Source organism: Stenotrophomonas sp. BIO128-Bstrain (genome assembly GCF_030128875.1).
GTDB lineage: Bacteria > Pseudomonadota > Gammaproteobacteria > Xanthomonadales > Xanthomonadaceae > Stenotrophomonas > Stenotrophomonas bentonitica_A.
Genome location: NZ_CP124620.1, coordinates 1740118 through 1753913, shown reverse-complemented (window position 1 = coordinate 1753913; position 13796 = coordinate 1740118). Strand labels below are relative to the sequence as shown.

Sequence of the window (13796 nt, the reverse complement as noted above, 5' to 3'; positions counted from 1 at the left end):
TTACTCGACTGGACGACGCGATGAAGTGTGTGCGCTGGTCTGTACCTGGTGGCCCTGCGCGCGCAGCAGCTCGCGCAGGCGCAGCAGGTCGCCGCGGCGGGGGATGCCGGCCATCCAGACGGTGCCGGTGGCATCGAACATCAGGTCAAGTGCCTTGTCGGCCGGCGTGCTGGCCCGCTCCAGGCCGGCCAGGCGCGACCGACCCAGCGCGGTGAGCAGAGTGAGGCGCTGGTTGTCGCTGCCGCGCAGCGCCAGCGACTGGTCCGCCTGTTCGAGGTAGGGGTCGCTGATGACCGCGTCGATCAGGTCGCGCGCCTGGTCCAGCATGGGCTGCAGCGTTTCCAGCGGGTGGCCGCTGTACACCAGGATGTCCGCGGCGGTGCGTTGGCGCAGTCCCACCAGCATCTGCAGCAGGGCGTCGAACTGGTCGAACGGCTCGCCGCCGGAAATGGTGACGCCGTCGGCCTGATCCAGCCACGGGGCCACCTGCTCGAGCAGGGAGGCCACGTCGACGACAGTGCGCCCCGGGCCCCAAGTGTCGGCTGAAATGCAGCCGCTGCAGCGGATGCTGCAGCCCTGGAACCAGATGCCCAGGCGTTGCCCCGGCCCCAGCGTGGTCACCGGGAAATGCACGCGTGACAGCTGCAGTGGACGGTTCAACCGCGTTCCAGGTTGAGCACGTTGGCATCCACCGCAACGATGGTGAACTGCTGGCCGGGCTGCGCGTCCTGGTCGAACAGGGCACGCGCCAGCGGGTTGAGCAGGTGCGCCTCGAGCTGGTTGCGGATGCCGCGCCCGCCGTTGGAGAGGTCCTTCAGGCATAGCGCGCGCAGCGCGTGGCGGGCCGGCGCGGCCAGGGTCACGCGCAGGTGCTGGGCCTGCAGGTCGGCCAGGGTCGCGTCGACCATCTGGTCGAAGATCTGCACCGCGACCTCCTCGCGGATGAAATCGAACACGATGATGTTCTCGCCGATCCGGTTGAGGATCTCCGGCCGGTTCAGGACCAGTTTGAAGTGCCGGTCGATTTCGTCGTGCACCTTGCTCTGCACCTGTTCGAAAGGCTCGCCGGGCAGCACGTTGGCCACGCGCTCGCCATGCTCGCCCTGACGGTAGATGCCCAGATTGGAGGTGAACACGATCAGCGCCTCGGAGAAGTACACGCGGTCGCCACGCCCGGACGTGAGCACGCCGTCATCGAGGATCTGCAGGAACTTGTCGAGGATGCGCGGATGGGCCTTCTCGATCTCATCGAACAGGACCACGCTGAACGGCTTCTCGCGGATGGCGTTGGTCAGTTCGCCGCCCACGTCGTAGCCCACGTAGCCGGGCGGAGCGCCGATCAGCCGCTGGTCGGCATGCTCGGCGCTGAACTCGGACATGTCGAACCGGATGTAGGCGCTTTCGTCACCAAATAGCAGGCTGGTGACGGTCTTGGCCAGCTCGGTCTTGCCCACGCCGGTGGGGCCGGCCAGGAACGCCACGCCGCGCGGCCGGTTGCCCTTGCGGCTGGCCCCCACGCCGGTCATCGCGCGCTTGACGATGTCCAGCATGTGGGTCACCGCATGGTGCTGGCCCTTGACCCGCTGGTGGACGAACGCATCGCCCATGCGGATGCGCTGCCGGTCAATGCGCAGCCAGGGGTCTTCGGTGACCCCGACCTTGTAGCGGCGCACGGCGTCGCCGATCTGGTCCACCGCCACCCCTTCGACCCGGGCCAGCTGCGCGATGGCACTGAGGTCCAGCAACAGCAGCCCCTCGGTGCTCTGCACGAATGCATCCACCGCCTGCGCGGTGGCCTCGGCACTGGCGTCCGGGGCACCGGCCAGACCCTTGAGCAGCGCCGGGGCCAGTGCGCGCCGGGTGAGCTGGTCCGGCTTGACCACCGGAATGTGGCGGATGCGCGGGTTGCCGACCAGCAGCCAGTCGGGCAGGTCACCTTCCTTCTCCACTACCCAGAGCACCGTGTTGAAGAAGGGCTTGCGCTGCACGCCACCCGGTCGGCTGCGTGCCTGGTGGGAGAGCACCAGGGCCTGGGTGAACAGCTGGTGTTCGGCGGCGCTGAGGGCGTCGCTGCGCACTGCCAGGCGCGAGGCGAAATCGATGATCACTGCCACCGGCTCGCCCGGGCGGACCACCAGCCGCTGGAGCGTGGCACTGAGCAGGTCGATACCGGCGGGCGCGGCGCCATCCACCGGGGTCAGCCCCAGCGATTGCAGCAGGGCGATGCCGCTGGCGGGATCGGTGCCGGGGCGTTCCAGGGCGCGGAAGCCGGCCAACGGATCCCAGCCCAGCACCTGCGCATAGCCCTGGTCGAGCAGGGTGTTGCACAGGGTCTGATTGAAGCTCTGCGCGGTGACCGTGCCCGGTGCCACTTCGGCGGCCTGCAGGTCACGGATGTTCCCGGAAAGCACGAACTGGCTCTTCAAGGGAAGGAAACGAACAAGATCGCGCTGCCAGCGCGGACCTTCAAACACATTCTTCCCTGACATCCTGCTGCCTGCTGTTCCCATGATAGGGGGCAGGGTATTGCGCGCAGCCGTCAATTTCCAGCGCGTGCGGCTAGCCTGTTGCCGCGCCTGGCCGCGCCTCCGCCTTCCATCCGGCGGCGATCTCCACCCGCGGGCGCGGGTGGTCATGCAGCTGCATGAACCGCTCCGGGTCCACCGGGCGCCCCAGCAGGTAACCCTGCAGGTAGTCGCAGCCCAACCGTTCCAGGTAGGCGCGCTGCCCGGCGGTTTCGACGCCTTCGGCCACGATGTCCATGTCCAGCGCGTGCCCCAGCGCCACGATCGCCGAGACGATCACCACGTCTTCGGAGCTGTTCTCCAGGTCGCGTACGAAGGCGTGGTCGATCTTGATCTCGGTTGCCGGCAGGCGCTTGAGGTAGAGCAGGCTGGAGTAGCCGGTACCGAAATCGTCGATGGAGATGCCCACGCCCAGCGCCGCCATCGCCAGCAGCAGCGTCAGGCTCGCCTCGGTGTCGCGCATGACCGTGTTTTCCGTGATTTCCAGGATCAGCCGGCGTGGTTCGATCCGGTGGGTCTGCAGCGCCTCGCGCACCTCCTGCAGCAGGTTGGGCGAGGCGAACTGGATCGGGGAGAGGTTCACCGAGACTGTCCAGCCGTCATGCCCGGCGTCGTGCCACACACGCAGCTGGCGGCAGGCTTCGTCCAGCGCCCACCGGCCGATCTCGTTGATCACGCCGCTGCGCTCGGCCAGGCGGATGAAGCGGTCTGGCGGAATCAGCCCCTGCTGGGGATGGCGCCAGCGGATCAGGGCTTCAGCGCCGCTGACCGACTGCCCGGCCACGCGGGTCTTGGGTTGATAGTGCAGGAACAGCTGCTCGGTGCCGATCGCGCGGCGCAGGTCGGCCAACAGCTGGAACTGCTGTTCGGCGCTGTCGTTCATCCACTCGGCGAACAGCACGTAGGCATTACGCCCGGCCTCCTTGGCCTGGTACATCGCGGCATCGGCGAAGGCCATCAGCTGCCGCTCGCTGGCGGCGTGGTCCGGACAGATCGCGATGCCGACGCTGGCCGTCACCTGCAGGTCGTGGCGCGGCAGCAACGGCTCGCGGCCGACGGTCTGGATGATGCGGCTGGCCAGTGTCGCCACGTCTTCGTCGTTCTCGATCGGCACCACCAGCACGAATTCATCGCCGCCCAGCCGCGCCAGCATGTCCGCCGGGCGCAGCAGCTTGCGGGTGCGGTCCGCCACGGCGACCAGCAGGGCGTCGCCGGTCTGGTGGCCGTAGGCATCGTTGACCTGCTTGAAGCCGTCCAGGTCCATGAACATCACCGCAAACCGGCTGCCGCGCTGCTCCGCTTCGGCCAGGGATTGCTCGATCCGCTGCTGCAGCAGGCGACGATTCGGCAGGCGGGTGAGCGGGTCGTGCAGGGCCGCCTGGGTCAGCTCGGCATAGGCATCGTCAAGCGAACTGCTCAGGTCGGTGTTGCGCAGACGCAGCAGCTGGGCCTCCATGCGCTGGTCCAGCCAGGACACGATCAGCACCACCGCCAGGATCGCGATGGTCAGGGCCAGCACCACCAGTGCCAGCCACTGCGCCTGCAGGCCCTCTCCGCCGGCGGCACCGCAGATGCTGCCCGCGGGGAAGCGGGCGGCGGCCATCCCGGTGTAGTGCATGCCCACGATCGCCGTGCCCAGCACCAGTGCCGGCGCGGCACGGTCGCGCAGGCGCCGATGGCTGCTGCGCAGGCGGAAGGCGATGAACAGCGCGGTCCAGGAGGCGACGACGGCGATCAGCAACGACAGGGCCACCCAGCCGGGGTGGTAGTCGATGCCGGGCTGCATGTGCAGCGCGGCCATGCCCAGGTAGTGCATCGCGGCGATGCCGCTGCCCATCAGCAGTGCGCCAAGGGCGAGGCGGCCGTGCGGCAGGGTCGGCTGCGAAACCAGCCACAGCGCGAAGATGGACGAGGCCATCGCAGCCAGCAGCGAAACCGTGGTCAGGCCGAGCGCATAGCCGAGTGGGATGGGCAGGCGGAAGGCCAGCATCCCGATGAAATGCATCGACCAGATGCCCAGCCCCATCGCGCAGCCGCCGCCGATCAGCCACAACCAGGTGGTACGGCGCGTGGCCGCGGTGGTGACGCGGCTGGCCATGTCCAGCGCAGTGAACGAGGCCAGCACGGCAACCAGGAATGACACGATCACCAACCACGGGGTGTAACTGCCGATCAGCATGGATGACGCTCTCCTTGGTCAACGCCTGAGCGATACGACAGAACGCGCCGCCATCAGCGCAGAGCGCGGGTGAAGATTTCGTCGTCAGCCAAGACTAACGCCACGCACCGGGGGGATCGCAAGTGGCAGGCGTGCAGGGCGATGCGGTGCCCACGCGGTTGTCCCGCACGTGTCCCGGGTCAGCGGCTGACGCTGTCGGCGGCATCGAACGCCGCATCGAACAGGCGTTGCACGGGCGGGCCCATCTCACCGGCCAGCACGGTCAGCAGGAACAGCCCCAACAGCAGCGCGACCGGCAGGCCGAGCTGGATCGGGTTCAACGCGGGCGCCGCACGGGCCAGTACGCCGAAGGCCAGGTTGATCGCCAGCATCGCCACGGTCAGCGGCAGCGCCAGCGTGAGCGCGCCGCGGAACACCTGCAGCAGGAACGTCGGCGCGATGCTCAGGAATGCCTGGGGGTCGGGCAGCGAGGTGCCGATCGGCAGGGCCTTGTAGCTGTCCATCAGCAATGAGATCAGGGCCAGGTGGCCATTGGCGGTAAAGAAGAGCAGGCCGAACAGCAGATAGAACCATTGCCCGATCACGCCGGAGCTGCCGCCACGCAGCGGGTCGCTCATCTGCGCGAAGGCCAGGCCGGTCCCCTGCGCGACCAGCTCGCCGGCCATCGCACCGGCCTCGAACACCAGCCGCAGCACGAAGCCGATCGACACGCCGATCGCCAGTTCGCGGGCAATGGTCAGCACCGTGGCCGCATCGAAGCCGGTCCATTCCGGCACCGGCGGCAGCATCGGCGACAGCGCGATCGCCAGCGCGCCGGCCAGCAGCACGCGGATCCGGGAGGGCACCGCGCGGGTGCCGATCAGCGGCATGGCCATCAACATCGCGCCGATGCGCAGCATCGTCCACAGGATCGTGCCGATCATGCCGAAGGCCTGCAGGCCGTCGGCGGCCATCTGGGTCGCGGAATCCACGGCGGCTGGCCTCAGCCGATCAGGTGCGGGATGCGCTGGAACAGCAGCGTGGTGTATTCGACCAGATGGCCGATCAGCAGGCTGCCCAGCGCGAACAGCACCACGGTCAGTGCCGCCGCCTTGGCGACAAAGGCGATGGTCGGCTCGTTGAGCTGGGTCGCGGCCTGGACCACGCCGACCACCACGCCGACGATCAGCACGGTGAGGAGCAGCGGGCCGGCGACCCACAGCACGGTGATCAGGCCACCACGGAGTTCGGTCAGGGCAAGTTCGGGCGTCATGTCGGTCTCGGGTCCGTATCGATCAGCAGGGCAGGGCGGTCAGACCGCATTGAAACTGGCGGCCAGGGTGCCCACCACCAGGACCCAGCCATCCACCAGCACGAACAACAGGATCTTGAACGGAGCGGAGACCAGCATCGGCGAGAGCATCATCATGCCCATCGACATCAGCACGCTGGCCACGACCAGATCGATGATCACGAACGGGATGAAGATCAGGAAGCCGATCTCGAAGGCGGTCTTCAGCTCGCTGGTGACGAACGAGGCGACCAGGATCGGGAACGGAATGGCATCCGGGCTGGAGTAGGTGCCGTGCCCGGCCATGCCCGCGAAGGTCATCAGATCGGTCTCGCGGATCTGCGCCAACATGAAGGCGCGTAGCGGCTGGGTGGTCAACGTCCAGGCGGTCTGGAAATCGATCTCGCCGTTGAGGTAGGGCGCCATGCCGCTGCCCCACGCCTTCTGCCACACCGGCAGCATCACCATCGCGGTGAGGAACAACGCCAGGCCGAGCAGCACCTGGTTGGATGGGGTCTGGCCGGTGCCCAGCGCCTGGCGCAGCAGGCCGAGCACGATGATGATGCGGGTGAAGGCGGTCAGCACCAGCAGCATCGACGGGATCAGGGTGATCGCCGTCATCAGCAGCAGGGTCTGCAGCGGCAGGCTCACCGGCTGGCCGCCGATCTTGCCGACATTCACATCCGGCAGTGCGGGCACGCCCGGCACGCCGGGCGCGGCCCAGGCCAGGGCCGGCAGCGCGCACAGCAGGGCAGTCAGCAACAGCGGCAGGTAACGGGTCCAGGAGGTACGGGGGCCACGCATGTTCAGGGTTCCTTGCGCAGCCGCTGTTGCAGCAACTGGGCGAAATTCGGGAGTTGTTTGAAATCGGGAAGGCGCGCCGGCGCCGGCGGCGGCAGGGGGTCGGGAAGCTGATGCAGCGTATTGATGCCGCCGGCCGTGACGCCCAGCAGCAGCTGGGTGCCATTGACCTCGACCACCACCACGCGCTCCTTGGCGCCGACAGTGAGGCTGGCGACCACGCGCAGCCCCTCGGCCGGGCGGAAGCCGCTGCCGGGCATGCGCTTGAGCAGCCAGCCCAGGCCGACGATCAGTGCCAGCACGCCCAGCAACGCCAGCACCGCACCGAACATGCCCGGTGCGGCGGCGGCATGCTGGCCGACCTTGACGGTCGAGGCGCCGGCCGCGATCAGCAGCCCGGCACTCAACGCAGTCTCCGGATCCGTTCGCTCGGGCTGACCACGTCGGTCAGGCGCACGCCGAAGCGATCGTTGATCACCACCACCTCGCCATGGGCGATCAGGGTGCCGTTGACGAACACGTCCAGCGATTCGCCAGCGCCGCGTTCCAGTTCCACCACCGAGCCCTGGTTGAGCTGCAGCAGGTTGCGGATCGGCAGGCGCGCGCGGCCGACTTCCAGCGACAGGGTCACCGGTACATCCAGGATCACATCCAGGTTGAGCTCGTCGCCGACGCTGGCGTCGTCTGACTGCAGCTGGGTGAACTGTGCCGGTGCCGGCTCGTTGGATTCGATATCGTTCATTGCGGGTCTTCCTGCAGTACGGGAACGCGTGGGCGGATGCCCGGGGGATGGGTGGCGGTGATCTTCACCGCGTTGAAACCGTTGGCGACGCCGAACTCACCGGTGAACACCGGCACGTTTTCCACGCACAGCGGCACCTGCTTGGGCAGCTCGATCGGCAGCACGTCACCGATCTTCAGGCGGGTCAGGTCGCGCAGGCTCATGCGCTTGGTGGCGAGCACGCTGGAGAGCGTGACTTCGGCGATGTTGAGCTGCTCGCGCAGCATCACGCCCCAGCTGGCGTCGCGGTCGTTGCGGTCGCTCTGGATACCGGCGTCGAGCAGCTCGCGGATCGGCTCGAGCATCGAGTAGGGCAGGGTGACGTGGATATCGCCGCCACCGCCATCGAGCTCGACATGCAGGCGGCAGACCACCACGTACTCGCGCGGCGTCACGATGTTGGCAAAGTGCGGGTTGATCTCGGAATTGATGTATTCCAGCTCCACGTCCATCACCGGCGCCCAGGCTTCCTGGAGGTCGGCGAAGGTCTGCTTGAGCAGCAGGTGGATCACGCGCATCTCGGTGGCGGTGAACTCGCGGCCTTCGATGCGGGTCGGGTAGCGGCCGTCGCCGCCGAAGAAGTTGTCCACGATCGCGAACACCAGCGTCGGCTCGAACACGATCAGCCCGGTGCCGCGCAGCGGCTTGAAGCGGATCAGGTTGAGGTTGGTCGGCACGTACAGCGAGTGCATGTAGTCATTGAACTTGATCAGCTCGATGCCACGCACGGACAGTTCGGCCGAACGGCGGATCAGGTTGAACAGGCCGATCCGCCACAGGCGCGCGAAACGCTCGTTGACCATTTCCAGGGTCGGCATGCGGCCGCGGATGATGCGGTCCTGGCTGGCGAAATCGTACGAACGCGCCTCGCCGGGCGTGGGCGCATCGATGTCGGTCTCGACCGCACCGGAATCCACGCCGTGCAGCAGGGCATCGATCTCGTCCTGGGAAAGCAGGTCATTCATGGTCGCCCTTACTGGGTCACGAAACTGGTGAACAGCAATTCGTCGGCACCGGGCTTGCCGGTCTCGGCCTTGAGCAGCTTCTGCACTTCGGCCAGGGAACTGGCCTGCAGGCGCTCTTTGCCGGCGCGGTCGGCGATGTCGCTCGGCTCGACCTGCGAGAACAGCATCAGCAGCTTGGCGCGGATGGCCGGGGCGTGAAGCTTGATCGCTTCCATCGCGGCCGGGTCACGGCTCATGAGCTGCACTTCGACCTGCAGGTAGCGCGGGCCGTCGAAGCTGCTGTTGAGGTTGACCACGAACGGCGGCTCTAGGCCGAAGTACTGCGCCGGGGCAGGCACTGCGGATTTGCTGGCAGCCGGCTTGGCGGCCTTGTCGCCGTGCTTGGGCTGGGTGAAGTACCAGACTCCGCCACCGGCGGCGCCAGCGGCGAGCACCGCAGCCAGGGCGGTGACCAGGAGCGGACTGCGCGGCTTGGCGGCCTTGTCCTTCTCGGCGGATTTCTTGGTTTTATCGGCGGCTGCGGCCACGAGGGGAAGCTCCAGAGGATTGCTTCCTGCCTACATGCAAACGGTGTGCCTGAATGCCGGGGATCCGGTGCGTCGGGTTTCTGGCGGCGCGGTGGAGGCCGCGCCGCCGCACCGCGCCGGGTCACGCGTAGGCGTCGACCAGGCCGCGCTGGCGGATGAATTGCGAGGGCGACAGCGTGGTCTCGGCCAGTGACGGTTCTCCGTCCTCGCCGGTCATCCCGCTGCCGGCGTTGCCACGTCCGCCGTCCGGCGCGGTCTGCTGTTGGCCCACGTCGGCATGGCCAAGCTGGAAGCCCTGTTCGCCGAGCAGCTCGCGCAGGCGCGGCAGGCTGCTTTCCAGTGCGTGGCGCACATCGGCATGGGCACTGGTGAAGCTCGCATGGACCTTGTCCCCATCCAGCTGCAGGCGCACGTCGATCGGGCCGAGGTCGTTCGGGGTGATCTTGATGTCGGCGTGGCCGATCTTCTGGTCCGCCAGCCAACCGACCCGGGCGCCGACGGCATCATCGAAATCCTCACCGCCCAGGTGTGGGGTGGCGGTGGGGGAGCCGGTGAACAGGCTGGCCATCACCGGCTTGGCTTCGGTCATGCCGTGCAGGGCATGCAGCAGCGGCGTGGCCGGTGCATCCGGACCGTCGGCGGTTGCCGCGGTCAAGGCATCAGTGAAGGTCTTGAGCAGCGGGGCATCGTCGGCCGCGGCGGCGTCCGCAGTCAGGGCGGGCAGTGCGATGCCGCCCTCGGTGGAGGGGCTGGGAGGTGCCGGCGCCGGTGCGGTACCCTCGGCCGCCTGGGCGCCCGCCGTCAACGTGGGCAAGGCCGCATTGGCGCCCGTCGCCGGGCCGGCGAGGCCTGCCACGGCCGGGGTCGGCGCGGGTACCGGCAGGCCGTTCAACGCCAGGCCGGCCAAGCCCAGCGGTGGCCAGGCGGCCTCGGTGTCGTCCGCTGGCTCGGCGGCGGGCTTTTCGGCACGGGCCGATGCTGGCGTGCCGGCGTCGGCGGGAGCGGGCGTGTCCTCGGCAGTCCTGGCACCGGACGTGGCAGGACGCATTGCTGCGTGCTTGTCCTGGCGCGATGTGTCTGTCGCCGCGTGCTTTCCGGCATCGCGGCTGCTGCCCGCCTTGCGCGGCGTATCGCTGCGCGGTGCTTCGCTGCCGGGCTTGAGCAGTGCGTCAAAGTCCCGACGGTCGCCGGTGCGGTTGTCGTTGCTGTCGGCGCGGGCACCTGAAGGCGTGCTGCCCGCGTTCTGTACCGGCGCGGCGCCGCCGAGCAGGGCGGCGGGCATCACGGGGCCTCTCCGTTCTCGCCGTCTTCGCGCTGTGACTGGCGCGAGCGACGCGCACCCAGATCATCCATCTCGCGCTGGTCGCGGCGGTCGGTGACGACCTTTTCCTGGGCGCGGTAGCTGGCGGCCAGCTGTTCCAGCACCTGCTTGTCACGGCTGGCCAGCAGCAGGCGGGCGCGTTCGGCGTCGACCTTTTCGCGGTTGTTGTCCACGGTTTTGCGCTGCTGGGCGACCGCGCTGTCCAGGCGATCCAGGAATGCGCGGCGGTTCATCAGCTGGGCCGGGCTGGTGGCCGACATCTGGGCGCCGGCGTATTCCTCGGCGTAACGGCGCAGCTCATCCAGGCGCGACACATGCGTGTCGAGCGCACGCTGGCGCTCGGCCAGGTCGCGGGCGACCTCGTCTTCGTGGTCCTGGGCTCGTTTCAGCAAGGGGTCGAAGCGCTTGGATTGGATCATGGCTTAAGTCTCTGGTTCCACCAGCCGCTTGAGGGCGGCCTGACTGTGCGGCAGGTCGGCGGCCTTGCCGACGTCCTGGCCGAGGAATTCAACGATGTCCGACCAGCGCTCCAGCGCTTCGTCGGTGGCCGGGTCATTACCGCGCTGGTAGGCGCCGATCGCGATCAGGTCGCGGTTGGACGAGTACGCCGACACCAGCCGCTTGAGCTTGCGGATGCGCAGGCGCCACGGTTCGTCGGCGATTTCCGTGACCACGCGGCTGACCGAGGATTCCACGTCGATGGCCGGGTACAGCCCGCTGTCGGCGACCCGGCGCGAGAGCAGGATGTGGCCGTCGAGAATGGCGCGTGCGGCATCGGCGATCGGATCCTGCGGATCATCGCCTTCGGTCAGCACGGTGTAGAAAGCGGTGATCGAGCCACGGCCCTTGGCGCCGTTACCGGCACGTTCGACCAGGGCGGGCAGCTTGGCGAACACCGACGGTGGGTAGCCGCGGGTGGTGGGGGGCTCACCCACGGACAGGCCGATCTCACGCTGGGCCTGGGCGAAGCGGGTCAGCGAATCCATCAGCAGCAGGACGTTCAGGCCCTGGTCGCGGAACCACTCGGCGATCGCGGTGGCGCGGTAGGCGCCGTGCAGGCGGGCCAGCGGCGGACGGTCGGCCGGGCTGGCGACCACCACGGCGCGACGCAGACCCTCTTCGCCCAGCGTGCTTTCCACGAAATCGCGCACTTCGCGCCCACGTTCACCGATCAGGCCGACCACGATGACGTCGGCCGCGGTGTAGCGGGTCATCATGCCCAGCAGCGTCGATTTGCCGACACCGGAGCCGGCGAACAGGCCCACACGCTGGCCGCGGCCGATCGGCAGCAGCGCGTTGATCGCACGCACGCCCACGTCCAGTGGCTGGGTGATCGGCTCGCGCGCGAGCGGGTTGATCGAGACGCCGGCCATGCCGACGGTGCCTTCGGCGCGGATCGGGCCCTTGCCATCCAGCGGCACCCCGTCGCTGTCGATCACGCGGCCGAGCAGGCCTTCGCCCACTTCCACGCCGCCCCGGCCGAGCGAGGGCACGACCCGCGCGTTGGGCAGCAGGCCGTGCAGTTCGGCGCTGGGCATCAGGTAGGTGCGTTCACCGGCGAAGCCGACGACTTCGGCATCGACCCAGCCGCCATCGGCAACTTCCACCTTGCAGCTGGCACCCATCGGTGCCTCGCAGCCGACCGCCTCCAGGGTCAGGCCGACTGCGCGGCGCAGCACGCCCTCGCGGATCAGGCCACGGCCGTGCGCGGTATCCGGGCGGATGTTGTCCAGCCGCGAGGCCAGCCGCAGGTTGCGGGCGGCGGTCCAGTCGGCGGGCGGGGGCAGGGTCTCGGTGTTCATGGGGTGGTTCCGGCTTTGCGGATGACCGCATCCAGGGCGCCGCGCAGGCGTGCATCCAGGGTGCCGTCGATGCGCACGGCTTCGGCGTGTACGCGCAGGTCGCCGCGGCTCAGGCTCAGGTCCGGGGTCAGGCGCTGGTTCGGTGCCAGGTTGAGCACCGGGGCCAGCGCGGCGATGTCGTCCGGGTGCAGGCGCACTTCCACATCGCGGCTCGCGCCGCCGACGGCATCCACCGCTTCGTTGACCAGCTGCGCCAGCAGTTCCGGCTCGGCTTCATAGGCCCGCCCGACCAGGTTGCCGGCCACGCGCACTGCCAGCTCGCCCAGCGCGGCGACCACTTCGTTCTCCAGCCGCACCAGCGGCCGGCTGAAGTTGTCCAGGATGCCTTCGATCTGTGCGATCAGGCGGCGCACCTCGGCCTGGCCCTGGGCCAGCCCTTCGGCGTGGCCCTGATCGAAGCCGTCCTTCTCGGCACTGTCCTGGATGGCCTGGATCTCCTCCAGGGTGGGCAGCTGCAGCAGCGGCTCCGGCTCGTGGTCCGGATCGGGTTCGGTGAGCCCGAACTGTTCTTCCGGTGGCGGCTCGGGCACTGCCAGCAGATCCGGGGCAAGCCAGCGCACGGCATTGTTCACAGCATGGCCTCCGCGTTGCCACCAATGGTGACCGTGCCTTCATCGGCCATGCGCTTGACGATGGCCAGGATCTCGCGCTGCGCCACTTCCACATCCGACAGGCGCACCGGGCCCCGGGCTTCCATGTCTTCAAGCAGGATCTCAGCAGCACGCTGGGACATGTTGCGGGTGATCTTGTCGCGCACCTTGATGTCGGCGCCGCGCAGGGCCAGGCCGAGCCGCTCGCCGCTGACTTCGCGCAGCACCAGCTGCAGCTCGCGGTCGTCCAGGTCCACCAGATCGTCGAACACGAACATCAGGTCCTGGATGCGGCCGCTCAGCGGTGCATCGATGCGGGCGATTTCGCCCAGGATCGCCTGGTCCTGCCCGCTGTCCATGAAGTTCAGGATGTTGGCCGCGCACTGCACGCCGCCCACGTTGGACGACTTCAGGTTCTGGTTGCCGGCGAACTGGCGCTCCATGATCTCGTTGAGTTCATTGAGGGCGTTCGGCGGAATGCCATCCAGCGTGGCGATACGCAGCAGTACGTCCACCCGGGTGCGTTCGGGCAGCAGCTTGAGCGCGTCGGCGGCCTGGTCGGTTTCCAGGTGGGCCATCACGATGGCGATGATCTGCGGGTGCTCATTGCGGACCAGGTCTGCGACGGCACGCGGATCCATCCACTTCAGCGCGTCCAGGCCGGTGGTGTTGCGACCCAGCAGGATGCGGTCGATCAGGCTGCCGGCCTTTTCGGTACCCAGCGCCTGCACCAGCATGTTGCGGATGTAGTCGTCCGAGCCCACGCCCAGCGAGGTCTTGGAGCCCAGCTCGCTGCCGAACTGGTCCATGACCCGCTCGACCTGTTCGCGCGTGATGTCGGTCATGGTCGCCATGGCGATGCCGATCTTCTGGACTTCCTTGGGCTCCATGTGGCGCAGCACTTCGGCCGCGTCCAGTTCACCAGCGAGAGCAGCAGGACGGCGGCGCGCTGCACGCCGGTCAGCGGGGGAGGTG

General features: G+C 68.4%; 14 protein-coding genes and 1 pseudogene. All 15 read right to left on the bottom strand.

The annotated features are described in order from the left end of the window. The 15 genes and pseudogenes from POS15_RS07795 to fliG all read right to left on the bottom strand — a co-directional run bounded on the left by POS15_RS07795 (position 1) and on the right by fliG (position 13785). On the bottom strand, positions 1 to 660 hold the full coding sequence (locus tag POS15_RS07795; RefSeq protein ID WP_080341543.1) for a 4Fe-4S single cluster domain-containing protein: 660 nt from the start codon (positions 658 to 660) through the stop codon (positions 1 to 3). Further along, positions 657 to 2489, bottom strand: a complete 1833-nt coding sequence (locus tag POS15_RS07790) for an AAA family ATPase (protein ID WP_284129368.1) — start codon at positions 2487 to 2489, stop codon at positions 657 to 659. The genes POS15_RS07795 and POS15_RS07790 overlap by 4 nt, the downstream gene beginning before the upstream one ends. A 70-nt stretch (positions 2490 to 2559) precedes the next feature. Then, positions 2560 to 4704 (bottom strand): bifunctional diguanylate cyclase/phosphodiesterase, encoded by a 2145-nt coding sequence (locus tag POS15_RS07785; protein ID WP_284129366.1) that lies wholly within the window; start codon positions 4702 to 4704, stop codon positions 2560 to 2562. A 179-nt stretch (positions 4705 to 4883) separates the two neighbouring features. Then, complete coding sequence (fliR, locus tag POS15_RS07780) at positions 4884 to 5675, bottom strand: flagellar biosynthetic protein FliR (protein ID WP_046273537.1); 792 nt, start codon at positions 5673 to 5675, stop codon at positions 4884 to 4886. A gap of 11 nt (positions 5676 to 5686) precedes the next feature. Continuing rightward, complete coding sequence (locus POS15_RS07775; RefSeq protein ID WP_019184809.1) at positions 5687 to 5956, bottom strand: flagellar biosynthetic protein FliQ; 270 nt, start codon at positions 5954 to 5956, stop codon at positions 5687 to 5689. A 39-nt stretch (positions 5957 to 5995) separates the two neighbouring features. Continuing rightward, positions 5996 to 6778, bottom strand: coding sequence for a flagellar type III secretion system pore protein FliP (gene fliP, locus POS15_RS07770; RefSeq protein WP_019184808.1), 783 nt, complete (start codon positions 6776 to 6778; stop codon positions 5996 to 5998). 2 nt (positions 6779 to 6780) lie between these two features. Continuing rightward, a complete protein-coding gene (fliO, locus tag POS15_RS07765; protein ID WP_019184807.1) occupies positions 6781 to 7182 on the bottom strand; it encodes a flagellar biosynthetic protein FliO in 402 nt (133 codons plus the stop codon). Beyond that, complete coding sequence (gene fliN, locus POS15_RS07760; protein ID WP_046273536.1) at positions 7179 to 7517, bottom strand: flagellar motor switch protein FliN; 339 nt, start codon at positions 7515 to 7517, stop codon at positions 7179 to 7181. The genes fliO and fliN overlap by 4 nt, the downstream gene beginning before the upstream one ends. After that, complete coding sequence (fliM, locus tag POS15_RS07755; RefSeq protein ID WP_019184805.1) at positions 7514 to 8521, bottom strand: flagellar motor switch protein FliM; 1008 nt, start codon at positions 8519 to 8521, stop codon at positions 7514 to 7516. The genes fliN and fliM overlap by 4 nt, the downstream gene beginning before the upstream one ends. An 8-nt stretch (positions 8522 to 8529) precedes the next feature. Beyond that, positions 8530 to 9048 (bottom strand): flagellar basal body-associated FliL family protein, encoded by a 519-nt coding sequence (locus POS15_RS07750; protein ID WP_284129361.1) that lies wholly within the window; start codon positions 9046 to 9048, stop codon positions 8530 to 8532. Between the two features lie 121 nt (positions 9049 to 9169). Continuing rightward, entirely contained in the window at positions 9170 to 10330 is a 1161-nt protein-coding gene (locus POS15_RS07745; protein ID WP_284129359.1) for a flagellar hook-length control protein FliK, read from the bottom strand. Then, positions 10330 to 10788, bottom strand: a complete 459-nt coding sequence (fliJ, locus tag POS15_RS07740; protein ID WP_284129357.1) for a flagellar export protein FliJ — start codon at positions 10786 to 10788, stop codon at positions 10330 to 10332. Before fliJ ends, POS15_RS07745 begins: the two co-directional genes overlap by 1 nt. A gap of 3 nt (positions 10789 to 10791) precedes the next feature. Further along, complete coding sequence (locus tag POS15_RS07735) at positions 10792 to 12171, bottom strand: FliI/YscN family ATPase (protein ID WP_019184801.1); 1380 nt, start codon at positions 12169 to 12171, stop codon at positions 10792 to 10794. Next, entirely contained in the window at positions 12168 to 12803 is a 636-nt protein-coding gene (locus POS15_RS07730) for a FliH/SctL family protein (protein ID WP_284129355.1), read from the bottom strand. The genes POS15_RS07735 and POS15_RS07730 overlap by 4 nt, the downstream gene beginning before the upstream one ends. After that, positions 12800 to 13785, bottom strand: a pseudogene (gene fliG / locus POS15_RS07725) (flagellar motor switch protein FliG). Before fliG ends, POS15_RS07730 begins: the two are co-directional and overlap by 4 nt. Positions 13786 to 13796 lie beyond the last annotated feature (11 nt).